The organism is Pseudomonas sp. TE3899, assembly GCF_056279105.1.
In genome coordinates, this window is sequence record NZ_JBWBQR010000001.1 from 2,838,464 (window position 1) to 2,861,130 (window position 22,667).

Annotated in this window: 21 protein-coding genes; 19 read left to right on the plus strand and 2 right to left on the minus strand. The window is 57.1% G+C overall.

All coding sequences use genetic code 11. The features are described from left to right. The first annotated feature begins 2 nt into the window (after window positions 1-2). The 9 genes from ACZ89E_RS12940 to ACZ89E_RS12980 all read left to right on the plus strand — a co-directional run bounded on the left by ACZ89E_RS12940 (window position 3) and on the right by ACZ89E_RS12980 (window position 10,839). Window positions 3-1,286 carry an NAD-dependent epimerase/dehydratase family protein gene (locus ACZ89E_RS12940; protein ID WP_476255818.1) on the plus strand — a complete coding sequence of 428 codons (1,284 nt, stop codon included), beginning with the start codon at window positions 3-5 and terminating at the stop codon, window positions 1,284-1,286. Then, window positions 1,276-2,847 (plus strand): FAD-dependent oxidoreductase, encoded by a 1,572-nt coding sequence (locus ACZ89E_RS12945; RefSeq protein ID WP_149660527.1) that lies wholly within the window; start codon window positions 1,276-1,278, stop codon window positions 2,845-2,847. Before ACZ89E_RS12940 ends, ACZ89E_RS12945 begins: the two co-directional genes overlap by 11 nt. A gap of 13 nt (window positions 2,848-2,860) precedes the next feature. Continuing rightward, window positions 2,861-3,970, plus strand: coding sequence for a non-hydrolyzing UDP-N-acetylglucosamine 2-epimerase (gene wecB, locus ACZ89E_RS12950; RefSeq protein WP_149660528.1), 1,110 nt, complete (start codon window positions 2,861-2,863; stop codon window positions 3,968-3,970). Continuing rightward, window positions 3,967-5,115: a glycosyltransferase family protein gene (locus tag ACZ89E_RS12955; RefSeq protein WP_256672344.1), complete on the plus strand. Its 1,149-nt coding sequence runs from the start codon at window positions 3,967-3,969 to the stop codon at window positions 5,113-5,115. The genes wecB and ACZ89E_RS12955 overlap by 4 nt, the downstream gene beginning before the upstream one ends. Window positions 5,116-5,181: 66 nt before the next feature. After that, the gene (gene cysC, locus ACZ89E_RS12960; RefSeq protein ID WP_149660530.1) at window positions 5,182-5,805 is read left to right on the plus strand and encodes an adenylyl-sulfate kinase; all 624 of its coding nucleotides are present in this window, start codon (window positions 5,182-5,184) and stop codon (window positions 5,803-5,805) included. 115 nt (window positions 5,806-5,920) lie between these two features. Then, window positions 5,921-7,810, plus strand: a complete 1,890-nt coding sequence (locus tag ACZ89E_RS12965) for a DUF4915 domain-containing protein (RefSeq protein ID WP_476255819.1) — start codon at window positions 5,921-5,923, stop codon at window positions 7,808-7,810. 348 nt (window positions 7,811-8,158) lie between these two features. Beyond that, entirely contained in the window at window positions 8,159-9,724 is a 1,566-nt protein-coding gene (locus ACZ89E_RS12970) for a methyl-accepting chemotaxis protein (protein WP_149660532.1), read from the plus strand. Window positions 9,725-9,904: 180 nt separating this feature from the next. After that, complete coding sequence (locus ACZ89E_RS12975) at window positions 9,905-10,327, plus strand: hypothetical protein (protein ID WP_476255820.1); 423 nt, start codon at window positions 9,905-9,907, stop codon at window positions 10,325-10,327. A gap of 20 nt (window positions 10,328-10,347) precedes the next feature. After that, entirely contained in the window at window positions 10,348-10,839 is a 492-nt protein-coding gene (locus ACZ89E_RS12980) for a hypothetical protein (RefSeq protein ID WP_463259893.1), read from the plus strand. A 255-nt stretch (window positions 10,840-11,094) separates the two neighbouring features. On the opposite strand, the gene ACZ89E_RS12985 is transcribed toward ACZ89E_RS12980, so the two are convergent. Continuing rightward, the gene (locus ACZ89E_RS12985; protein WP_476255821.1) at window positions 11,095-11,772 is read right to left on the minus strand and encodes an alpha/beta family hydrolase; all 678 of its coding nucleotides are present in this window, start codon (window positions 11,770-11,772) and stop codon (window positions 11,095-11,097) included. 96 nt (window positions 11,773-11,868) lie between these two features. Between ACZ89E_RS12985 and ccoN (ACZ89E_RS12990) the strand changes: the two genes are divergently transcribed. The 8 genes from ccoN (ACZ89E_RS12990) to ccoP (ACZ89E_RS13025) all read left to right on the plus strand — a co-directional run bounded on the left by ccoN (ACZ89E_RS12990) (window position 11,869) and on the right by ccoP (ACZ89E_RS13025) (window position 18,846). Beyond that, window positions 11,869-13,293 (plus strand): cytochrome-c oxidase, cbb3-type subunit I, encoded by a 1,425-nt coding sequence (ccoN, locus tag ACZ89E_RS12990; RefSeq protein ID WP_149660537.1) that lies wholly within the window; start codon window positions 11,869-11,871, stop codon window positions 13,291-13,293. A gap of 10 nt (window positions 13,294-13,303) precedes the next feature. Then, window positions 13,304-13,912, plus strand: coding sequence for a cytochrome-c oxidase, cbb3-type subunit II (gene ccoO / locus ACZ89E_RS12995; protein ID WP_149660538.1), 609 nt, complete (start codon window positions 13,304-13,306; stop codon window positions 13,910-13,912). Between the two features lie 3 nt (window positions 13,913-13,915). Next, on the plus strand, window positions 13,916-14,134 hold the full coding sequence (locus tag ACZ89E_RS13000; RefSeq protein WP_463259892.1) for a cbb3-type cytochrome oxidase subunit 3: 219 nt from the start codon (window positions 13,916-13,918) through the stop codon (window positions 14,132-14,134). Further along, window positions 14,131-15,087, plus strand: a complete 957-nt coding sequence (ccoP, locus tag ACZ89E_RS13005; RefSeq protein ID WP_149660540.1) for a cytochrome-c oxidase, cbb3-type subunit III — start codon at window positions 14,131-14,133, stop codon at window positions 15,085-15,087. Before ACZ89E_RS13000 ends, ccoP (ACZ89E_RS13005) begins: the two co-directional genes overlap by 4 nt. 537 nt (window positions 15,088-15,624) lie before the next feature. Continuing rightward, entirely contained in the window at window positions 15,625-17,067 is a 1,443-nt protein-coding gene (ccoN, locus tag ACZ89E_RS13010; RefSeq protein WP_149660541.1) for a cytochrome-c oxidase, cbb3-type subunit I, read from the plus strand. After that, the gene (gene ccoO, locus ACZ89E_RS13015; protein ID WP_054054085.1) at window positions 17,067-17,675 is read left to right on the plus strand and encodes a cytochrome-c oxidase, cbb3-type subunit II; all 609 of its coding nucleotides are present in this window, start codon (window positions 17,067-17,069) and stop codon (window positions 17,673-17,675) included. The genes ccoN (ACZ89E_RS13010) and ccoO (ACZ89E_RS13015) overlap by 1 nt, the downstream gene beginning before the upstream one ends. A gap of 5 nt (window positions 17,676-17,680) precedes the next feature. Then, window positions 17,681-17,866, plus strand: coding sequence for a CcoQ/FixQ family Cbb3-type cytochrome c oxidase assembly chaperone (locus ACZ89E_RS13020; RefSeq protein ID WP_003175465.1), 186 nt, complete (start codon window positions 17,681-17,683; stop codon window positions 17,864-17,866). Beyond that, a complete protein-coding gene (ccoP, locus tag ACZ89E_RS13025) occupies window positions 17,863-18,846 on the plus strand; it encodes a cytochrome-c oxidase, cbb3-type subunit III (protein ID WP_149660542.1) in 984 nt (327 codons plus the stop codon). Before ACZ89E_RS13020 ends, ccoP (ACZ89E_RS13025) begins: the two co-directional genes overlap by 4 nt. A gap of 58 nt (window positions 18,847-18,904) precedes the next feature. Here the strand turns inward: ccoP (ACZ89E_RS13025) and ACZ89E_RS13030 are convergent, their stop codons facing one another. Then, the gene (locus ACZ89E_RS13030; protein WP_476255822.1) at window positions 18,905-19,909 is read right to left on the minus strand and encodes a metallophosphoesterase family protein; all 1,005 of its coding nucleotides are present in this window, start codon (window positions 19,907-19,909) and stop codon (window positions 18,905-18,907) included. Between the two features lie 746 nt (window positions 19,910-20,655). Between ACZ89E_RS13030 and ccoG the strand changes: the two genes are divergently transcribed. Together ccoG and ACZ89E_RS13040 are read left to right on the plus strand one after the other, a co-directional pair. Beyond that, complete coding sequence (ccoG, locus tag ACZ89E_RS13035; protein WP_149660544.1) at window positions 20,656-22,071, plus strand: cytochrome c oxidase accessory protein CcoG; 1,416 nt, start codon at window positions 20,656-20,658, stop codon at window positions 22,069-22,071. A gap of 11 nt (window positions 22,072-22,082) precedes the next feature. After that, window positions 22,083-22,622, plus strand: coding sequence for a FixH family protein (locus ACZ89E_RS13040; protein WP_123403332.1), 540 nt, complete (start codon window positions 22,083-22,085; stop codon window positions 22,620-22,622). The last annotated feature ends 45 nt before the right edge of the window (window positions 22,623-22,667 follow it).

Below are 22,667 nucleotides of genomic sequence, written 5' to 3' on the forward strand. Positions count from 1 at the left end.
CGATGAAGCTGCTCATTACCGGTGCGACGGGCTACATCGGACAACGGCTGACATCTCTCGCGGCAGCGGGCGGACACGAGGTCATTTGCGCCACGCGCCAACCGTGTCCCGCAGCCTATACCTGGCTCGCTTACGACCTGCAGGGGCCGCCCCCTGATTGCCCGACAGGAATTCAGGCGCTTATCCATTTGGCTGCCGATACATCGACAGGCACTCACACTGGCGCGGACAACGAAGTAAGGGCAGCTCAAGCGCTAATCCGTTGCGCCCATCAAGGCTCGGCCAGGTTCATCTTCATCTCCAGCCAGACTGCCGAGGCCACGGCTCCTAGTGCTTACGGCCGGACAAAATGGCGTATCGAGCAGGAGGTGCTTGCCGCCGGAGGAGTCGTGATCCGCCCCGGACAAGTGTATGGCGGCCCCGAACGCGGGCTGTTTGGTGTGTTATCAAGACTGGTTCGCCGACTGCCCATCATTCCGATATTAATGCCTGCGCCTTGCGTGCAGCCCATCCATGTCGACGACCTTGCAGCCTCAATATTGGCCGTGGTCGAGCAGGAAGACATTCGCGCCGAGATTTTGAATCTGGGCGCGGTGCAGCCGATTTCGTTTGGCCGCTTTCTCATGTCGATCGCAGTACACCGAGTCCATGCCGTTCGCCTGCCAGTCCCCCTGCCGGTGGCACTGCTCAAATTGCTCAGCCTGTCACTCGGGCAATCGCTGAGCACGAAACTGGGCCTGGAGCGGATTTTTTCACTCATCAATCTCCCGCACATGGACAGCGAGCGCTCCCTGCAAAAGCTGGGTGTCAAGTTGCGCCCCCTCGCTCATGGCATGCACCGCTCTGGCCGTGGCCAACGCCGGCAACTCCTTCAAGAGGCCGCCGCACTCTTGAACTACCTGCTCAAAAACCCGCCGCAAAGAAGCCTGATCAGTCGGTACGCAAGAGCGCTGGAGCGCGCAGGCAAAACCCGACCGGTCATCAGCTCACGCCTGTTGATGCGCTGGCCGATACTCCTGACACTCCTCGACAATCACCGCGTCCTGAAGGAGCCCTGCGCTCAGGATCTCTCCTGGCGGCTTCAGGTTGCACTCAGTATTGCCGAAGCCAGCCCCCAGGGAGCGAAGACGTTTCTCGGCACCCTGCAGCAGCGCAACCTTGTCACCACGCTGATAGCGCTGGGATTGACCTCGGTCAAAGAGCTTGTGTGGCGGATATCAACCCTGTTGTGCCGACCCTTTGCCCGCCAGCTGTTTCTTGGAAGGGAAGCCCAGCGTGAAGACTGAATTTGATGTAATCATTGTCGGTAGCGGCCCTGCCGGGACTTCGGCCGCCTATCCACTGGTTAAAGCCGGCCTGAAAGTACTCATGGTGGATGCCCAGGTCGATGCTGGCTCAGCGGCGGCGCCGACCCGTCCGTTCCTCACCAGCAGGACAAACGACGAGCTTCAGTGGAAATGGATGATCGGCGAAAACTTCCACGCGTTGAATCAACTGGATGCGGTATCACCCAAACTGAAGACGCCGACCCATGCCCATGTCTTTCAGGGGTTCAGCGCAAGCAATCGCATCGAAGCCAACAACTTTATCGGCATAGGATCATTGGCAACCGGTGGCCTGTCGAATGCCTGGGGCTGCGGCGTTGCGCGTCTCCCCGCCAGCGATTTTTCCGATCTGCCCATCGACTACTCCGAGCTGGAGAAGTCCTACGAAACGGTCTCTCGCCGGATCGGTATCAGTGGTCAGATCGACGACGATCTTTCAAGCTACTTCGGCCTCGATGAGTGGTCGCAACCGCCTTTGCCACTGGACAAATTGCATCAACGACTACTTGATAACTACACTCGACGCCGACAGTCGTTACCCGATTCGGGGTTTCGTCTTGGCCGCTCCAGGGTGGCAGTCTTGAGCCAGCCTCTGGAAGAACGCAAAGCCTGCGATCTGTCTGGAAACTGCTTGTGGGGATGTCAGAATCAGGCGCTGTATTGCGCATCGCAAGAGCTTCCGAAACTCAAGCAATACCCGGGATTCCAGCACGTTCAAGACTTCCTGGTGGATGACCTCTTGAAACAGGACGGTTCGTGGGCAATCACCGACCATCGCTCCTCCCGACGGTTCTCTGGTACGCGCCTACTGCTGGCGGCAGGAACTCTCGCGTCGACCAGACTCGCCCTTAAGCACCTGAATTATTCAGCTCCATTACCACTGTTATCGTCGCCAACTGCAGCCTTCCTGCTATGGCTGCCGAAAATGCTCGGCACCCCAAGAGTTTCGGCGTTTGGTCTGGGCCAGCTATCGTTCGCCCTGGAGCTGACTTCTGATGCTACGGCTTTCGGCTCGACGTTCAGCACCACAGGATTGCCGATGAGCGAGTTTGTCAGCCGGGTTCCGATGAGCAAACGCTATAGCATCGAACTGCTGAAAAACCTGCTCAGCTCTTGCCTTGTCGGAAATATCTTCCTTCCTGGCCACCTGTCCAACAATACGGCAGCGTTGCGCCCCGATGGTTCGTTGAGCATCAACGGCGATCTGCAACCAGAGATACCGGCGCTCATGAAAACTGCCGAGGCAAAGCTGCGTCGAATCTATTGGAAAATGGGCGCGCTGTTGATGCCCATGAGTTTCACCGTCGGAAAGCCAGGGGCGGATATCCACTATGCGGGAACACTCCCCATGCACTCGATGCCCAAGATCGGGCAGACCGATATCTTTGGCGAAGTGGCGGGACTTCCCGGCATACATATTGTCGACGGGGCTTGCTTGCCCAGCCTTACCGAGAAATCGCACACCCTGACTATCATGGCCAACGCGGACCGGATAGGGCGTTCACTTGCAACACAACGATAGGAAATCAAAAGGAATGATCCGTAAGGTACTCTGCATCGTCGGCACACGTCCGGAAGCCATCAAAATGGCACCTGTGATCAAGGCTCTGCAGGCAGAAAAAAATATCGATTGTCGGGTTCTGGCCACCGCCCAGCACCGAGGCATGCTTGACCAAGTGCTTGAGTTCTTCGGAATTACTCCCGATCTGGACCTGGACATCATGCGCCCCAATCAGTCATTGACGACGCTGACCGCACGTTTGCTACTGGATCTGGATGGCGTCCTGCAGTCCGAGAAACCGGATGTAGTGCTGGCTCAAGGTGACACGACCACCGTGATGAGCGCTGCGCTGGCGTGCTTCTATTTGCGGATTCCTTTCGGTCATATCGAAGCAGGCCTGCGCACCGGGGATATCTACAACCCATTCCCCGAAGAAGCCAACCGAGTGATCGCCGGTAAACTGGCCCGCTGGCATTTCGCACCGACTCAGGGTTCCATGGACAATCTACTGCGCGAAGGCGTAGCCCCAGCGAATATCACCATGACCGGCAATACCGTCATTGATGCGTTGCTGATGACTGCTGCGCGGACGCTGCCACTCGATATCGAGCTGGATCCGAGCAAACGTCTGGTGCTGGTGACTTCCCACCGTAGAGAAAACTTCGGTGAACCGTTCCAGAATATCTGCCAGGCTCTCAAGAGCCTGGCAGAACGGAACCCGGACATCCAGATTCTTTACCCCGTACACCCCAATCCGAACGTCAAGGATGTCGCATATCAGTTGCTCGGCCATACACCGAACATCATTCTGTGTGCGCCACTGGATTACGCACCGTTCATTGCCGCGATGAAACGCTCGTACCTTATCATCAGCGACTCCGGCGGCGTGCAGGAAGAAGCACCAGCCCTCGGTAAACCCGTTCTGGTACTCCGGGAGGAAACCGAACGCCCGGAAGCGGTCGACCTTGGCGTGGTCAAGCTGGTAGGTGCCAACCGAGACACCATTATCGAACAAGCACAACGTTTGCTTGATGACCCTCTGGCTTATCGGAGCATGGCACGTGGGGTTTCCCCCTATGGCGACGGCAAGGCCGCAGCGCGCATAGTCGGCGTTTTAAGGCAGCACTTCCAACAATGCGAATGATCTACTTATCCCCGGTGCCGTGGGCCAGCTTCAGCCAGCGCTCGCATCATTTCGTCAACTGGTATCACAACCAGACCGGGGAGTCCGTGTTCTGGATCGATCCGTACCCGACACGCTTGCCATCGCTGAATGATTTCAGACGCAAGCTGCCTGTTGCCGATCAGCAAAGCGTCAGCGTTCCGCCCTGGCTGCAGGTCTGCAAACTCCAGACCTTACCGATCGAGCCCATTCCGGGCTCGACGATGGTACTAAAGCAACTCTGGCGCAACATTTTCAAAAAAACCGCGGCGTTTTCTGCGGGAGGACCGTGCATGATTTGTGTCGGAAAACCCTCCGAACTGGCTCTGCAGTTGCTGTCGCGCATGCCTGAAAGCTATGCCGTCTACGATGCCATGGATGACTTTCCGGCCTTTTATCAGGGCCTGTCACGGTGGTCCATGGAACGTCGCCAGGAACACCTCATTCGTCGGGTATCTAACGTGCTGGTGTCCTCCACGGCCCTTCGCGACAAGCACTTGAGCGTGACGGACAAGGTAGAACTGGCCCTCAATGCATGTGACGTGCAGGAACTGGTGCCGATCGAGAGTCTTGACCTGGGCGCAAAACAACAGGTACTCGGCTACGTCGGCACGGTGGGCCGGTGGTTCGATTGGGATCTGGTCATTGCGCTAGCACGAGCCAATCCTGAAAATAAAATTCGGCTGATCGGCCCCATATTCTCTCCGGCGCCTTGCGTATTGCCTGCCAATATCGAACTGCTCCCCGAGCGCTCCCACGCCAGTGCAATAGCAGCCATGGCAACGTTTTCGGTAGGATTGATTCCTTTCAGACTCAGCCGGCTGACCGCTTCGGTTGACCCGATCAAATACTATGAATACCGCGCCCTCGGCTTGCCCGTTATATCCACCCGTTTCGGTGAAATGGCGCAACGTGGCCAAGAGCCTGGCGTTTGGATAGTGGATGAAGGAACTGATTTGCGTAAAACCACCCTTGAGGCGCTCGCCAGTCACAGCGATCATTCAACTATTCATCAATTTCGCCAGAACAATCTATGGGCGAACCGTTTCGCTGCGACGCACATGCAAACACAGGTATACGCCGCTCGAACCGAGTTCGACCTACGCACACAGCAAAACCCGGCGTAGCGCTGTTTTGACGTCATCGCGCTCCCCTAAACCCGCCTCAACATTACGATTGGATTGAGTCATTTCATGGCACATAAACAACCTAACCTTCTGGTATGGCATGGCAGCCAGGTCACCGCAGAGGAACGACGTCAACTGTTGGGCCAGAAGCCTGTAACGCTTTGGCTCACGGGACTTAGCGCTTCGGGCAAGTCTACCCTCGCCTACGCTCTCGAACGGTCCTTGATGGACATGGGACGCATGTGCTTCGTGCTTGATGGCGACAACGTCCGTCATGGACTCAACAACAATATTGGATTCAGCCCGGAGGATCGGGCGGAAAACATCCGCAGAGTCGCGGAAGTAGCGAAACTGATGAACTCCGCCGGCATGATCGTCATCGCGGCCTTCATCTCTCCCTTTAATTATGACCGCCAACAGGCACACGAAATCATAGGCGCTGCCAACTTTCGGGAAGTACACGTCAGCACTTCTCTGGCCGTTTGCGAGTCTCGCGATCCAAAAGGGTTGTATAGCAAGGCGAGAGCGGGAACCCTGGCGGAATTCACTGGCATCTCCTCGCCTTATGAAGCACCTGAGCAGCCTGACCTGAGAATCGACACTAATATTTCGACGCTGGACGAGTCGGTCAATCAACTGCTCGCCATCATTGATCCCAACTACCCCCTCAGGATTCAAAAACCCTCATAGCTGCTGATAACGTACAGCTGATAGTTCGCATCAACGAAGCGACTACTTCTATCATGGCCTCGTTTACAGCCGCATCTTTTTACCCTTCCCTGCCTGCCTCAGGAACACGCCAAGCATGCCCAATGCATTCGAAAATCTGCTGGTTTCCTCGCCCAATGGAGGGGGGCTGCTCCTTATCCACAATGGCCTGGTATTTCGTCTGGACGACATCAACACCACCGGCATCAGCCTGAGTGGTGACAAATTTTTGAGGGGTTTTCAGCCTGAGGGGCTGGTTTTTTACCAGGAAAACCAAACTTCAGAGGACTCAGGGACGTCGATTCCCGACATCCATGATGTGCTCATCGTGGACTCTTCTCTCTACGCTGTAGGGACGAACGCTAATGAAGTCCTGCAGTTGGATATGAATGCAATCCCGCTGCGCCGATGGACCTTTCCCGGTGAAAACGACGCAAAACATATCAACTGCCTGGCGCTCTGGAATCAGCGCATAGTCTTTAGCGCCTTTGGTGACTTCACGGACCACCGTGAGTACAAAGGCAATACAACCCAAGCCGGTTTCGTCCAGGATTTGCACACTGGAGAACGCTTGATCGAGGCGTTGTCGCAACCCCATAGCCTGGTCCCGTTTGGCGACAAGCTGTTACTCGCCAACTCCGAAACCAGGGAGTTACGGGAATACGACAGCAGCGCAAAACTGTTGCGAAGCAAAACGCTGGACGGTTACACCCGAGGTATCTGCGTTCAGGACAACATTCTGTACATCGGCTTGAGTCGCTCACGCAATATCGATAGCAGTGCCATCGTGAATGCAAACCTGGTGGCACTGGACCTTCAAAGCTGGGAGGAACTGGGGCGCATAGAACTCCCGATATCGGAAATTTACTCGGTCCTGCCCATTGAGGATATCGACGCACTCCCCTCTGTACTTGCTGGCATCAGCCAGCGTGCAGCCGTTGATTATCGACACGCCATAAACACGCGTGACGAACAAATCCAGGAGCTGAAGAACAATAACGAGCGGCTCAAGCTGATGGAAAAGTCCCTGACTGAGCACCTCGATACGCGAAACAAGCAATACACCGAACACGTCGTCGCCTTGACTGAACGAGATACCCGTATTGTCGATCTGGCTCAAGGAAGCGCAGCGCTGATGCACGAGCTAGAGCAGTCTACGGCGCTCCGTGCCGACGATAGCCTCAAGCTTGTGCAAAGCCAGTCATACATCCAGACGCTCGAAGCTGACCTTCAAGAGTATGCTCAGCAGTCCTTGATCCTGCAGCAGCACTCCAAAGATATCGCAGAACAACTACAGGAAACCCTTCCTCGCATCCATATCCAGGAACAACAGATCCAGGACTTGACAGCCACCCGGGCAAAAAACAATGAACACATCGCCGAGCTCATCGCCCAGGACCAGCAGACCAAACTGCAGTTGGATCAGACCACACAGGAACTCCTGATCGAGAAACAACAGCTCCTGCTATTGACGGATGTGATTCAGGAAAAAGAGCAACAGCTAGAGGCCGCACAAATGTTGTTGGCCGATGTCACGAGGAAGAACAACGCGGAACTGGAAGCGGCCCGCGTGGCGTTGGCTGATGTAACGAGGGAGAAGAACGCACAACTGGAAGCGGCTCGCGTCGCGTTGGCTGATGTAACGAGGGAGAAGAACACACAACTGGAAGCGGCTCGCGTCGCGTTGGCTGATGTAACGCAGGCGAAAGACGATCAACTGGAAGCGGCTCGCGTCGCGTTGGCTGATGTAACGCAGGCGAAAGACGATCAACTGGAAGCGGCTCGCGTCGCGTTGGCTGATGTAACGCAGGCGAAAGACGATCAACTCGATGCACTGGGGGCTTCACTGGCAGAGCGCGATTCGCAAATGAGCGTCATAAGCCAACAGCTCGAAGCAAGTACGCAAATCAACCGCGTCCTGCTCGAGAGCCACTCATGGCGCTGGACGCGCCCGCTGAGAGACCTTCGACGCCTGCTCAGGCTTTAAATTCAGCACGCCTCCGATACCGCAGATCAGAGGCGCCAAGCCTTTGACCCCATCAAACAGGTCAGCGAATTGGGAGGACAGAAAAGCGCCTCGTACAACCATTTTGTCAGGCGCTTGTTGCCCTTCGGGCCGGCATGATCACCAAACTCACGACCAAGCGTACGTTCGCAAAAATGTCTTGAGTAACAAAATCGGCGAATCGTAAAGCACTTAAAACTGAGCTCCGAATGTTACCAAGAACGAATTTTTGAGACACAGCACCCACAATTGAAAAATATTTTCAATAAATCCCCCCCATTGCCGACAACCTGACAAAGCCTTGCAAAGTCTTGCGGATTAAAAAACACCATGCGTAATAACCAGCCCAACACACAACGCGAACGGACCTTTCCGGCTCAGCAACGGTTGATCTCCACTACCGACGCCAAAGGCGTGATCACTTACTGCAACGACGCCTTTGTCGAAATCAGTGGGTTTTCCCGTGAAGAGCTGATCCGTGCGCCGCACAACCTGGTCCGTCACCCCGACGTGCCGGCAGCGGTGTTCGCGCATATGTGGGGCACACTGAAACAAGGCTTGCCATGGATGGGCATTGTCAAGAATCGCTGCAAGACCGGTGATCACTACTGGGTTAACGCCTATGTCACGCCGGTGTTCGAAGGCAATCAGGTGGTCGGTTACGAGTCGGTGCGGATCAAACCCACCGCCGAACAGATCCGCCGTGCCGAAGCGCTCTACCAACGCATCAATCAGGGAAAGTCGGCGATTCCTTCGACCGATAAATGGCTGCCGATCCTGCAGGATTGGGTGCCGTTTATTCTGATCAGCCAGATCAGCTTCATGATCGGCGCCTCACTCAACTCCCAATGGGGTTTTGCCTTGGCCGCCGGTTTATCGGTGCCGCTGGGCCTGATGGGTTTGAGCTGGCAACAGCGCGGCCTCAAGCGCCTGCTGGTCCTGGCCGGGCAAACCACGTCCGACCCGCTGATCGCCCAGATGTACACCGACAGCCGTGGCGCCCAGGCGCGCCTGGAGATGTCGATCCTCAGCCAGGAAGCGCGTCTGAAGACTTGCCTGACCCGTCTGCAGGACACCGCCGAGCACCTGACCGAGCAAGCCAAGCAGTCCGACACCCTGGCGCACAACAGCTCCAATGGCCTGGAACGCCAGCGCGTCGAAACCGAGCAAGTGGCCACCGCCGTCAACCAGATGGCCGCCACCACCCAGGAAGTCGCCAGCCATGTGCAACGCACGGCGGATGCCACCCAGGAAGCCAATCGCCTGACCAGTCGCGGCCGTGACATCGCCGGGGAAACCCGCGAAGCCATTCAACGTCTGTCGGTAGTGGTGGGTGAAACCGGCCTGACCGTGACCCAACTGGCCAAGGACAGCGACGAAATCGGTGGCGTGGTCGATGTGATCAAAGGCATCGCCGACCAGACCAACCTGCTGGCACTCAACGCCGCCATCGAAGCGGCTCGCGCCGGTGAGATGGGCCGTGGTTTCGCAGTGGTCGCGGACGAAGTGCGCCAACTGGCGCAACGCACCAGCGAGTCCACCGGGCAGATCCACGCCCTGATCGCCAAGCTGCAACAGACCGCCAACACCGCCGTACAAACCATGGACGCCGGGCACCGACAGGCCGAAGAAGGCGTGGCGCGGGTCTTGGAAGCGGACCAGGCACTGATCGGCATCAGCGAAGCGGTGGCGCACATCACCGACATGACCACGCAGATTGCAGCGGCGACTGAAGAACAAAGCTCGGTGGCCGAAGAAATCAGCCGCAACATCAGCAACATCTCGCAACTGGCGGACCAGACATCGGAACAGGCGCAACACTCGGCGCTACTGAGTGAAGAACTGACCAAGACGGCCAGTACCCAGTATTCGTTGGTGGAGCGGTTTAACCGCTGATTGATGTTTGAAAGACAAAAACCCGGACAGCGAAAGCCTCCGGGTTTTTTATTGCCCGCAGCAATGCCCTACCCCAAACAACTCTCCCCCACAAGCTGTCAGGTCTGACAGTAGACGAGCATAAACAAAATTCGCAATATTCCTGGGCAGTTTGCTCACACCTGTCAAGAGGAATGCAACATGAATATTGACAAGTATTGGCTTCAGCCCATACCTAAAAACGATGATCCGACCAACATGTTTGCGTGGGTCATTAACGGCGGCCAGGAAATAATCGCTAAAAATATATTTTTTTTCAGGGAATATGATCCGACTTCTGGCGGAGACCTTTACATATGGATGGCAGAAGAGGACGACCATAAATTCCTAATAGCGACCACCTACAACATAATTGATCCACCACTGGTTACCGGCGTTGAACTCATCAACGAAGAATTCATCTTGGTATACGGTAACGGAAACGAATCGACTTCAATCAATAACGGAAGCCTGGCGGTATATCTGGATGCTGGAACAAAGACCGTTGCGGGAGGCTTCAGCATTGAAATCCCCCTCCATTCCCAGCACGTAAGCGCCAAAGGACGCTTCAATGTGAAGATGTAGGCCTGGCAATATGATTCCGAATGGCGGAAAACCTCATTAACCAAGAAGAGGACATCAAGATGAGACACTTCGATATCATCCTCCCCAGGAAGAGCAATAACAAAAAACTCCGCCATTCATTCCATTGGACGCTCGATGGTCATCTGACAAAGGCTCATGACTGCTTTTTGCATCTCACCGAACCGCCTCACGATGAATACTGGCACTTCATTGGCACTACCGGAACTCTTGAAGAGCACGGTAATTACTTCAGTTTCAACCTGACGGTGCCTAACATGGGAGAGGAACTTCTGGAGCGTACTTATACGCTTGAAGATGGACTGGAGTTTTATCATGTCTATTCGGTGACCTACCCTGACTATATCGAGCTCAGATCATTCCCTGCCATCTATGCAGAACTCGCTATCCGGCTTAAACCCAAGGGCAAGGTCAAAGGCGACTTCAAGGGCAGGTTCAACTTCGACAATAAAGTCCTGGCTCCGGAAGGTGCATTTGAATTGTTTAGACATTAACCACTAAAAAGCACTGCACCATAGCGGGAGAAATCAGGCGCAACACTCGGCGCTACTGAGTGAAGAACTGACGAAGACGGCCAGTACCCAGTATTCGTTGGTGGAGCGGTTTAACCGCTGATCTTCGTTGTCAGGGCGTGATGATCGTTCCCACGCTCCGCGTGGGAATGCAGCCCGGGACGCTCCGCGTCCCAACAGCGGACGCAGAGCGTCCATTGAGGCATTCCCACGCGGAGCGTGGGAACGATCAAGACCTCACTGAAGAAACCCGGCCACCTTCTGCGCCGCAGCCGCCAAATGCTGCTCATGACTAAACCCCGAAGCTTTCAGCGGCTTCAAATCATGATCCCCGGCCACCAGCCAGAACACCTCGATACTCGGCGACAACGCATACGCCTCGACCGCCTCCCGATTGCCCAGCGCATCCCGCTCGCCCTGCACAATCAAAGTCCGGGTCTTGAGCCCGGCCAGGTGCTCGACCCTGGGCTTCTCCGGTTTGCCCACGGCATAAAACGGATAGCCCAGGCACACCAGCGCATCCGCGCCCAATTCATCCGCCAGCAAACTGGCCATGCGGCCACCCATGGACTTGCCGCCAATGGCCAGCGTCCCAGTGACATGGCGTCGCACCTGGGCATACACCTCACGCCAGCATTCCAGCAGTTTCGGTGCCGGGTTTGGTGGGCGTTTGCCGCCGTCGAGGCGTCGTTGCGCCATGTAGGGAAACTCGAAGCGCACCACGTTGACGCCTTGTGCGGCAAGGCGCGCGGCCATGTCGCTCATCCAGGCGCTGTCCATCGGTGCACCGGCGCCGTGGGCGAGGATCAGCGTGGTCGATGACGGCATCGAGGCGGCATTCCACAGCCATCCATGATCCTCCAGGCACCGCGCCCATTGATCCCCGTCAATACTGGCTTTGTGCTCTTTGTCCATGCTTGCCTCGCTTTTAGTCTGCCTATAACTCCAGGCGAAGGAAGCGCTTGCCTCGTGCGCGCGCATTCACTTCGGCTGAACCGTGGATGGGGAACCATGAACACTTCTATCAGTACCGCCTACAACTACAAGGTGGTCCGCCAATTCGCCATTATGACGGTGGTATGGGGCATCGTCGGCATGGGGCTCGGGGTTTTTCTCGCCGCTCAATTGGTCTGGCCCGAACTCAACTTCAATTTGCCGTGGACCAGCTTCGGCCGTTTGCGCCCGCTGCACACCAACGCGGTGATCTTCGCTTTCGGCGGTTGCGCCCTGTTCGCCAGTTCGTTCTATTCGGTGCAACGCACCTGCCAGACCCAACTGTTTGCACCGAAAGTCGCCCAGTTCTGCTTCTGGGGCTGGCAACTGGTAATCGTGCTGGCGGCCGTCAGCCTGCCGCTGGGCTACACCAGTTCCAAGGAATACGCCGAGCTGGAATGGCCGATCGACATCCTGATCACCATCGTCTGGGTCGCCTACGCCATCGTGTTCTTCGGCACGCTGGCCAAGCGCAAGACCAAGCACATCTACGTCGGTAACTGGTTCTTCGGCGCGTTCATCGTCACCGTGGCGATCCTGCACATCGTCAACAACATGGAAATCCCGGTCAGCTGGACCAAGTCCTACTCGCTGTACGGCGGCGCGACCGACGCCATGGTGCAGTGGTGGTACGGCCACAACGCGGTAGGCTTTTTCCTCACCGCAGGCTTCCTCGGGATGATGTACTACTTCGTGCCGAAACAGGCCGAGCGTCCGGTTTACTCCTATCGCCTGTCCATCGTGCACTTCTGGGCGCTGATCACCCTGTACATCTGGGCCGGTCCGCACCACTTGCACTACACCGCGTTGCCGGATTGGGCACAGTCCCTGGGCATGGTGATGTCGCTGATCCTGCTGGCGCCAAGCTGGGGCGGGATGATCAACGGGATGATGACGCTTTCTGGCGCCTGGCATAAGTTGCGCAGCGACCCGATCCTGCGCTTCCTCGTGGTTTCCCTGGCGTTCTACGGCATGTCGACCTTCGAAGGGCCAATGATGGCGATCAAGACTGTGAACGCCCTCTCCCACTACACCGACTGGACCATCGGCCACGTTCACGCCGGCGCGCTCGGCTGGGTGGCGATGATTTCCATCGGCGCGCTGTACCACATGATCCCGAAAATCTTCGGCCGGCCACAGATGCACAGCATCGGCCTGATCAACGCGCACTTCTGGCTCGCGACTATCGGCACCGTGCTCTACATCGCCTCGATGTGGGTCAACGGCATCGCCCAGGGCCTTATGTGGCGCGCTGTCAACGAAGACGGCACGCTGACCTACTCCTTCGTCGAAACCCTGGTGGCCAGCCACCCAGGCTTCGTCGTGCGATTGGTGGGCGGTGCGATCTTCTTCAGCGGCATGTTGCTGATGGCCTACAACACCTGGCGCACCGTGCGGGCCTCACAGCCTGCCGAAGCCGCCGCTGCCGCGCAGATGGCCTGAGGAGTCCGCCATGAAACACGAAACCATCGAGAAAAACGTCGGCCTGCTGCTGTTGCTGATGATCCTGGCCGTGAGCATCGGCGGTCTGACCCAGATCGTCCCGCTGTTCTTCCAGGACGTGACCAATAAACCGGTGGAAGGCATGAAGCCCTACACCGCGCTGCAACTGGAAGGTCGCGACATTTACATCCGCGAAGGCTGCGTCGGTTGCCACTCGCAGATGATCCGGCCATTTCGCGCCGAAACCGAACGCTACGGCCACTACTCGGTCGCCGGGGAAAGCGTCTGGGATCACCCGTTCCTGTGGGGCTCCAAGCGCACCGGTCCGGACCTGGCACGGGTCGGCGGCCGCTACTCCGAAGACTGGCACCGCGCGCATTTGTACAACCCGCGCAACGTCGTCCCGGAATCGAAGATGCCTGGCTACCCATGGCTGGTGGCCAATCAGCTCGACAGCAGCCACACCGAAACCAAGATCAAGGCCATGCGCACCCTCGGCGTGCCATACAGCGACGACGACATCAGCGGTGCCGTCGCCTCGCTCAAGGGCAAGACCGAAATGGACGCACTTGTCGCCTACCTGCAAGTGCTCGGCACTGCCATCAAGAGCAAGAGGTGAGCCATGGCCATTCCCTTTGAAATAGCCAGTGTGATGAGCAGTGGAATGATCCGCGGCCTGGGCACGGTCGTGGTGTTTGTGGCCTTCGTCGGCCTGGCGTTGTGGGTGTTCAACGGCAAGCGCAGCCCGGAATTCGCCGAAGCGCGAATGCTGCCGTTTGCCGACGAGTTGACCCCCGATGACGCCACCCAAGAACCTGAACCAAGGAGTACCCGGCCATGACCACCTTCTGGAGTACGTGGATCTGCGTACTGACCATCGGCAGCCTGATCGGCCTGACCTGGCTGCTGATCGGCACCCGCAAGGGCGAAACCAAGGGCAGCGTCGACCAGACCATGGGCCACAGCTTCGACGGCATCGAGGAGTACGACAACCCGCTGCCGCAGTGGTGGTTCATGCTGTTCGCCGCCACGCTGGTGTTTGCCGTGGGTTATCTGGTCCTGTATCCGGGCCTGGGCAACTGGAAAGGCGTGCTGCCGGGTTACGAGGACGGCTGGACCGGCGTCCACGAGTGGGAAAAGGAAATGGACAAGGCAGATGCCAAGTTCGGACCGATCTTCGCCAAATTCGCCGCCATGCCGGTGGCAGAAGTGGCGAAAGACCCGCAAGCGCTGAAAATGGGCGGTCGCCTGTTTGCCTCCAACTGCGCGGTGTGCCACGGCTCGGACGCCAAGGGCGCCTTCGGCTTCCCCAACCTGGTGGACCGTGATTGGCGCTGGGGCGGCGATCCCGACATGATCAAGACCACGATCATGGGTGGCCGGATGGCGGCGATGCCGGCCTGGGGTGAAATCCTCGGTGAGGCTGGCGTGAAAAACGTCGCCGCGTATGTGCGTCACGACCTGGCCGGCCTGCCGTTGCCCGCCGACAGCAACGCCGATGTGCAAGCCGGACAGCAGTTGTTCAGCACGACGTGCGTAGCCTGTCATGGGGCAAATGGCCACGGCACTGAAGCCATGGGCGCGCCGAACCTGACGCACCCGGCCGGTTTCATTTATGGTTCAAGCTTGGCGCAACTGCAACAAACCATTCGCCATGGTCGCCAGGGCCATATGCCGGCGCAGAACGAGTTGCTCGGCAACGATAAGGTGCAACTGCTCGCCGCCTACGTTTTCAGCCTTTCGAAGGGTGAGGAGCAGTTGAGCGGCAAGTTGCAAGCTACAAGCGGCAAGTAAAGGCATAAAAATCAGCGACAAGTTTCAAGCTACAAGCGGCAAGTACAGGCAAAAGCAAAAGCTGCAAGCAACGAGATCCCTCTTGAAGCTTGCAGCTTGACGCTTATGGCTGCTTCTTTTTGTCACACCCCCTCCCCGCCTCCCTTTCGGTTCCCCTGATTCGGGTCTACGCTTGCTCGATGCGGACTGGCAAAGTACCGGTTCCAGGTCGAAATTAGCCGATGTGTTCGACAAATCTGCTCGATGACAGGCCGCAAAGGCTGGTAAATACCGGCTGTCGTGCAAATTGCCTTCTGTCACCCGAACCTTGCGTTTGAACACACCTCGTTACAACTGACCTGAACCCCTCGCCTTTTTCGTCCGCTGCGACATTTTGTCCGGGGCCGATTTTGTCCTTACGCGGCGCATGGAAAGGCCGCAGAATCAGCTTCTGAAAGCATTGACCCAGGTCATGGTGCGTTGCAATGCCCCCCTGCTTTCTACATACTTGCGGCCGATTTTTATCCTAATAAAACACCCAAACCGTGGAACCTTAGAATGAGCACAGCAATCAGTCCGACTGCTTATAACTATAAGGTAGTCCGCCAGTTCGCCATCATGACGGTGGTCTGGGGGATCCTTGGCATGGGGCTTGGTGTCTTCATCGCCTCACAGCTCGTATGGCCGGAATTGAACTTCGGTCTGCCGTGGACGACTTTTGGACGCTTACGCCCGTTGCACACCAACCTGGTGATTTTCGCCTTCGGTGGTTGTGCACTGTTTGCCACTTCTTATTACGTCGTGCAGCGAACCTGCCAAACGCGACTGATTTCCGACAGCCTCGCGGCCTTCCACTTCTGGGGTTGGCAAGCGGTGATCATCGGCGCCATCGTCACCTTGCCGCTGGGTTACACCACCACCAAGGAATACGCCGAACTGGAATGGCCACTGGCTATTCTGCTGGCCATCGTCTGGGTGGTTTACGGTCTGGTGTTCTTTGGCACCATCGTCAAGCGCAAGACCAAGCACATCTATGTCGGTAACTGGTTCTACGGCGCCTTCATCGTCGTGACCGCGATGCTGCACATCGTCAACCACATGTCGCTGCCGGTCAGCCTGTTCAAGTCCTACTCGGCCTACTCGGGTGCGACGGATGCGATGATCCAGTGGTGGTACGGCCACAACGCGGTGGGCTTCTTCCTGACCACCGGTTTCCTGGGGATGATGTACTACTTCGTGCCGAAACAGGCCGAACGTCCGATCTACTCCTATCGCCTGTCCATCGTGCACTTCTGGGCACTGATCACCCTGTACATCTGGGCCGGTCCGCACCACTTGCACTACACCGCGCTGCCGGATTGGGCGCAGTCCCTGGGCATGGCGATGTCGATCATCCTGCTCGCGCCAAGCTGGGGCGGCATGATCAACGGCATGATGACCCTGTCGGGCGCCTGGCATAAGCTGCGCACCGACCCGATCCTGCGCTTCCTCGTGGTCTCGCTGGCGTTCTACGGCATGTCGACCTTCGAAGGCCCGATGATGGCGATCAAGACCGTCAACTCGCTCTCGCACTACACCGACTGGACCATCGGCCACGTACACGCCGGCGCGCTCGGCTGGGTAGCGATGATTTCGATCGGCGCGATCTACCACATGATCCCGAAACTGTTCGGTCGCGTGCAGATGCACAGCATCGGACTGATCAACACGCACTTCTGGCTCGCGACCATCGGTACCGTGCTGTACATCGCTTCGATGTGGGTCAACGGCATCACCCAGGGCCTGATGTGGCGTGCAATCAACGACGACGGCACCCTCACCTACTCGTTCGTTGAAGCACTGCAAGCCAGCCACCCTGGCTACATCGTTCGCGCCCTGGGCGGTGCGTTCTTTGCCAGCGGCATGCTGTTCATGGCCTACAACGTATTCCGTACCGTACGCGCCTCGAACCCGGTTGAAGCCGAAGCCGCCGCTCAGATTGCTGTAGTTGGAGCTCACTGATGAAGCATGAAGCAGTCGAGAAGAACATTGGCCTGCTGGCCTTCTTCATGGTTATCGCCGTCAGCATCGGCGGCCTGACCCAGATCGTTCCGCTGTTTTTCCAGGACGTCACCAACAAGCCGGTCGAAGGCATGAAGCCTCGCCCTGCGCTTGAAGTCGAAGGACGCGACGTCTTCATCGCCAACGGTTGTGTCGGCTGCCACTCGCAGATGATCCGCCCGTTCCGTGCTGAAACCGAACGTTACGGCCACTACTCGGTCGCCGGTGAAAGCGTGTGGGACCACCCGTTCCTGTGGGGTTCCAAGCGTACCGGTCCGGACCTGGCCCGTGTCGGCGGTCGTTACTCTGATGACTGGCAGCGTGCGCACTTGTACAACCCGCGCAACGTGGTGCCTGAGTCGAAAATGCCGGCCTACCCGTTCCTCGTGGAAAACAAGCTCGACGGCAAGGACACCGCCAAGAAACTGGAAGTCCTGCGCACGCTCGGCGTCCCTTACACCGACGAAGACATCGCCGGTGCCAAGGATGCGGTGAAGGGCAAGACCGAAATGGACGCGCTGGTGGCCTATCTGCAAGGCCTGGGCACCATCATCAAAAGCAAACGGTGATCTAGATGGATATCGGGATGATTCGTGGCCTGGGCACCGTTGTCGTTATGGTGGCCTTTATCGGTCTGGCGTTGTGGGTGTTCAGCCCCAAGCGCAAGTCGGAGTTTGAAGACGCGACCTTGCTGCCTTTCGCGGATGATCCCGAAGCCATCAAGCACGTCGAGCAAGCTTCTAGGAGTAACAAAGAATGACTACGTTCTGGAGTCTGTACGTCACAGTCCTGAGCCTGGGTACCATCTTCGCCCTGACCTGGCTGCTGCTGTCCACCCGCAAGGGCCAGCGCAGCGAAGCCACCGAAGAAACAGTTGGCCACTCCTTCGACGGGATCGAGGAGTACGACAACCCACTGCCGAAATGGTGGTTCATGCTGTTCGTGGGCACCATCATCTTCGCCCTGGGCTACCTGGTGCTGTACCCGGGCCTGGGCAACTGGAAAGGCTTGCTGCCGGGTTATAACTACCTCGATACCGACAAGCAGACTGCGTTCGCCAACGGCCAGACCGGCTGGACCGGCGTTCACGAGTGGGAAAAGGAAATGGCCAAGTCGGACGCCAAGTTCGGTCCGATCTTCGCCAAGTTCGCTTCCATGCCGATCGAAGAAGTGGCCAAGGACCCGCAAGCCCTGAAGATGGGTGGCCGCCTGTTCGCCTCCAACTGCTCGGTCTGCCACGGTTCCGACGCCAAGGGCGCCTATGGCTTCCCGAACCTGACCGACGCCGACTGGCGCTGGGGCGGCGAACCGGAAACCATCAAGACCACCATCATGGGCGGCCGTCACGCGGTGATGCCTGCGTGGGCTGAAGTGATCGGCGAACAAGGCGTTGCCGATGTTGCCGGCTTCGTACTGACCAACCTCGACGGTCGCAAGCTGCCGGAAGGCACCAAGTCCGACCCGGTTGCCGGGCAGAAACTGTTCGCGGCCAACTGCGCGGTGTGCCACGGTCCGGAAGGCAAAGGCACCCCGGCCATGGGCGCACCGAACCTGACCCACCCTGCCGCATTCATCTACGGTTCGAGCTTCGCTCAACTGCAGCAGACCATCCGTTACGGCCGTCAGGGCCAGATGCCTGCGCAAGAGCAGCTGCAAGGCAACGACAAGGTTCACCTGCTGGCCGCTTACGTCTACAGCCTGTCTCATGGTGAGAAGGCTCCAGCGGCGGACGCTCAGTAAGGCTTAAGCTTGATGCAATAAAAAACGGCCCCGCCAATGTGAATTGGCGGGGCCTTTTTCATGGTCGACTGGCGAAAATCGATTTCACCTTTACCGTGCGCACCAGTTTCCGTGTTTGCCACTGGTTTTTTTCCACCAGATTGACGTGCAACTGCTTGCGATCCTCGGAAAAACTGGCAATCAAATAGGTTTCTTGGGAAGCGCTGCCACTGAGGAACGTTGGCACGCCGCCTATGTACTGCGTCGAGCCGCCCTCGTCATGGTAATGACCGGCAAAAATGGCCGTTACTTCGTACTTTGCAACCATCGCCGCGAAACGCCGTTGCTGCTCCCAAGTGCCCTTCCACTGATCATGCGCATGCAGGTTGATGATGATGGCGTAACCCTGAGTCCGGGCCACTCTAAGATCATTCTCAAGCCAATCCAGCGCATGGGTGATGTTGAATGTCGTTGGATTCAGGGGGTGCGAAATATTGACTTCATACGTTGGCTCATAGTTGAGTTGAACCAAATGAACCTCTCCAATGTTCTTCGAATATGCCAAACTGCCGGAGTACCGCTTATTTAAAAATCCACCATCCACTTTCAAGTCAAAGTTGTCGACTTGACCCTCATGATGTTCCTTATATTCAACGATACTGCCCGCCGCGCAACTATTACTGAAGCAATCATCTACGTTGTTCGCATAATCGTGATTACCCAAACCGTACAAAAAATCTTTCTTGAAGTACTTTTCCAGCGTCGAATTAATGTACGAACGTTGCCAACCATGACCAAACGCCGTCATATCACCATTGATCATCAACGGCACATTCGCCTGACCACCGGTTTGATGACGAAAGTCGGCAATACTGGCGAACTGGGTTTCCACCAGCCATTTCGCACGCACCTTAAACTCTGCATCCGTTTCTGGTTCACGACTGTCGGTCTTGTCAGTCCAGGGGTATTGCGGGTCAGACGCAAACACCATATGACGAGGCATGTTTTCAATCGAATGCACAACAGGCGCCAGTGACAACAACCACAGGCACGCTAATACGCTTGCGCCTTTTTTGATATTCATAGAAATCCGTTTCCGTTATTAGTTAATAGGTGCACTGCTGTTATTAATGCACTCAACATAACTTACCGCAAGAAAAAACCAACGACAAACAACAAAATCAAAGCAATTAAATAAATATATTTCATTCGCTTTTCAATTATTTAAAAAAATAAACATTTAAGACTTTTCACTCTCTCCCAGCAGCGCTTTGATCAAGCCATGGCATAAATGAAATTCGCCGTGCCGAAACATCAGCGTGGCCGACATAATTTGAGACGGACTTTTAATCGACCGACTGCCTTGCGACCCTGTAGCTTTTCCACCACTTGAACGCCCACCTCCCAACGTGAAACGGTCGAGAACAGAAAGTTGCATTCACAGGTCATCACCAAGGAAGAAATGACATGTCCCATTCTGCAAACAATCTTCATTCCGCTGAAATCATCTCGGCGCTGGAGCCTGGAAACGGCTCGGGCGGGCTGGACGGCCTGGGGGGCGGTCGCCTTCCCAGACCCTGAAGGCGCCACCTGACACAGGGCAGCGCCAACGCGCTGCTCTCAAGGCAAATCGCGGATCGTCTATAGTCAATTGATCTGGATCATGCTTTGTTACATCCGCTACACCATCTGCGCTTTTCTCCCAACGCGACCAAAGGTCGCACCCTTGAGCTAGAGCGACAGGCGTATCATTGCGCCACTGCAACACCTCTTTGACCGCGGTCGGCATGTACTGACCGAGGCATTTTTCCACTGCCGTGGGATGCAATGATGAGCAATCAGATTCCGGTACACGACGTTACCCCGCCTGCCAAGAACGCGAACAACAGCGTCGACCTCTACGCCTCTCGAGAAAAGATCTACACCCGCGCCTTCACCGGCCTGTTCCGCAACCTGCGAATGATGGGCGGCGCTGCGTTGTTCCTGCTGTATTTCGGTACGGTGTGGCTGAACTGGGGCGGCCACCAGGCGGTCTGGTGGAACCTGCCGGAACGCAAGTTCTTCATCTTCGGCGCAACCTTCTGGCCCCAGGATTTCATCCTGCTCTCGGGCCTGCTGATCATCAGCGCCTTCGGCCTGTTCTTCATCACCGTGTACGCCGGGCGCGTCTGGTGCGGCTATACCTGCCCGCAGAGCGTCTGGACCTGGATCTTCATGTGGTGCGAGAAGGTCACCGAAGGCGACCGTAACCAGCGCATCAAACTCGACAAGACGCCGATGAGCGCCCACAAATTCCTGCGCAAGTTCAGCAAACACAGCCTGTGGCTGTTGATCGGCTTCGTCACCGGCATGACTTTTGTCGGTTACTTCTCGCCTATCCGCGAGCTGACCATCGACTTCTTCACCGGCGAGGCCGATGGCTGGTCGTACTTCTGGGTCGGCTTTTTCACCCTCGCCACTTACGGCAACGCCGGCTGGTTGCGCGAGCAGGTGTGCATCTACATGTGCCCGTATGCACGCTTCCAGAGCGTGATGTTCGACAAGGACACCCTGATCGTTTCCTACGACCCGCGTCGTGGCGAGTCCCGTGGCCCGCGCAAGAAAGGCGTGGATTACAAGGCCCAGGGCCTGGGCGACTGCATCGACTGCACCATGTGCGTGCAGGTCTGCCCGACCGGCATCGACATCCGCGACGGCCTGCAAATCGAGTGCATCGGTTGCGCCGCGTGCATCGATGCCTGCGACAGCATCATGGACAAGATGGATTACCCCCGCGGCTTGATCAGCTACACCACCGAGCACAACCTGTCCGGGCAGAAAACCCATAAACTGCGCCCGCGCCTGATCGGCTACGCGCTGGTGCTGTTGACCATGATCGGCTTGCTGGTGACCGCGTTCTTCATGCGTTCGCTGGTGGGCTTTGATGTCAGCAAGGACCGCGTGCTGTACCGCGAGAACGCCGAAGGCCGGATCGAAAACGTCTACAGCCTGAAGATCATGAACAAGGACCAGCGCGACCACACCTACCTGCTGGAAGCCAGCGGCCTGCCGGACCTCAAGCTGCAAGGCAAGCGCGAGATAAAAGTCGCCGCCGGGGAAATTTTCAGCCAGCCGGTGGAGCTGTCCAGCGCGCCGGAGCAATTGCCATCGAGCACCAACGAGGTGAAATTCACCCTCAAGGATGCCGATGATGACAGCGTCCATGTTGAAGCCAAGAGCCGATTCATCGGCCCACAAATTCGTTGAGAGAAGTGATCATGCCCGCAGCAACTGCCGCAAGCCCTTGGTACAAGCATCTTTGGCCGTGGATCATCATCGGGATTCTCGCCTGCTCGGTGACCCTGACCCTGTCCATGGTGACCATCGCCGTGAACAACCCGGACAACCTGGTCAACGACAACTACTACGAGGCCGGCAAAGGCATCAACCGCTCCCTGGACCGTGAACTGCTGGCCCAGACCCTGCAACTGCGCGCCAACGTTCATCTGGACGAGTTGACCGGTGAAGTCGACCTGCGCCTGAGCGGCAACAGCCAGCCCAAGACCGTCGAGCTGAACCTGATCTCGCCGACCCAGCCGGAGAAGGATCGCAAAATCACCCTGACCCGCAGCGAAACCGAACAGGGCCGCTATATCGGCCAGATGAGCGACAAGGTCGAAGGCCGCCGTTTTGTCGAATTGCTGGGGGTGCAGGACGACAAGACCTGGCGCATGTTCGAGGAAGAACAGGTCAGCCACGACAAGGACCTGCTACTGGGCGATGAGCCGTTGCAAGGTGCGGAAGACCTGAAGAAGTAATTACTGCGATCCCTTGTGGCGAGCGGGCTTGCCCGCGTTTGGCTG

Excerpts from the sequence above, each read along its gene's own strand:
- ACZ89E_RS12940 (WP_476255818.1), top strand. The coding sequence starts at position 3 with ATGAAGCTGCTCATTACCGGTGCGACGGGCTACATCGGACAACGGCTG.
- wecB (WP_149660528.1), top strand. The coding sequence starts at position 2,861 with ATGATCCGTAAGGTACTCTGCATCGTCGGCACACGTCCGGAAGCCATC.
- ACZ89E_RS12955 (WP_256672344.1), top strand. The coding sequence starts at position 3,967 with ATGATCTACTTATCCCCGGTGCCGTGGGCCAGCTTCAGCCAGCGCTCG.
- cysC (WP_149660530.1), top strand. The coding sequence starts at position 5,182 with ATGGCACATAAACAACCTAACCTTCTGGTATGGCATGGCAGCCAGGTC.
- ACZ89E_RS12965 (WP_476255819.1), top strand. The coding sequence starts at position 5,921 with ATGCCCAATGCATTCGAAAATCTGCTGGTTTCCTCGCCCAATGGAGGG.
- ACZ89E_RS12970 (WP_149660532.1), top strand. The coding sequence starts at position 8,159 with ATGCGTAATAACCAGCCCAACACACAACGCGAACGGACCTTTCCGGCT.
- ACZ89E_RS12975 (WP_476255820.1), top strand. The coding sequence starts at position 9,905 with ATGAATATTGACAAGTATTGGCTTCAGCCCATACCTAAAAACGATGAT.
- ACZ89E_RS12980 (WP_463259893.1), top strand. The coding sequence starts at position 10,348 with ATGGCGGAAAACCTCATTAACCAAGAAGAGGACATCAAGATGAGACAC.
- ACZ89E_RS12985 (WP_476255821.1), bottom strand. The coding sequence starts at position 11,772 with ATGGACAAAGAGCACAAAGCCAGTATTGACGGGGATCAATGGGCGCGG.
- ccoN (WP_149660537.1), top strand. The coding sequence starts at position 11,869 with ATGAACACTTCTATCAGTACCGCCTACAACTACAAGGTGGTCCGCCAA.
- ccoO (WP_149660538.1), top strand. The coding sequence starts at position 13,304 with ATGAAACACGAAACCATCGAGAAAAACGTCGGCCTGCTGCTGTTGCTG.
- ACZ89E_RS13000 (WP_463259892.1), top strand. The coding sequence starts at position 13,916 with ATGGCCATTCCCTTTGAAATAGCCAGTGTGATGAGCAGTGGAATGATC.
- ccoP (WP_149660540.1), top strand. The coding sequence starts at position 14,131 with ATGACCACCTTCTGGAGTACGTGGATCTGCGTACTGACCATCGGCAGC.
- ccoN (WP_149660541.1), top strand. The coding sequence starts at position 15,625 with ATGAGCACAGCAATCAGTCCGACTGCTTATAACTATAAGGTAGTCCGC.
- ccoO (WP_054054085.1), top strand. The coding sequence starts at position 17,067 with ATGAAGCATGAAGCAGTCGAGAAGAACATTGGCCTGCTGGCCTTCTTC.
- ACZ89E_RS13020 (WP_003175465.1), top strand. The coding sequence starts at position 17,681 with ATGGATATCGGGATGATTCGTGGCCTGGGCACCGTTGTCGTTATGGTG.
- ccoP (WP_149660542.1), top strand. The coding sequence starts at position 17,863 with ATGACTACGTTCTGGAGTCTGTACGTCACAGTCCTGAGCCTGGGTACC.
- ACZ89E_RS13030 (WP_476255822.1), bottom strand. The coding sequence starts at position 19,909 with ATGAATATCAAAAAAGGCGCAAGCGTATTAGCGTGCCTGTGGTTGTTG.
- ccoG (WP_149660544.1), top strand. The coding sequence starts at position 20,656 with ATGAGCAATCAGATTCCGGTACACGACGTTACCCCGCCTGCCAAGAAC.
- ACZ89E_RS13040 (WP_123403332.1), top strand. The coding sequence starts at position 22,083 with ATGCCCGCAGCAACTGCCGCAAGCCCTTGGTACAAGCATCTTTGGCCG.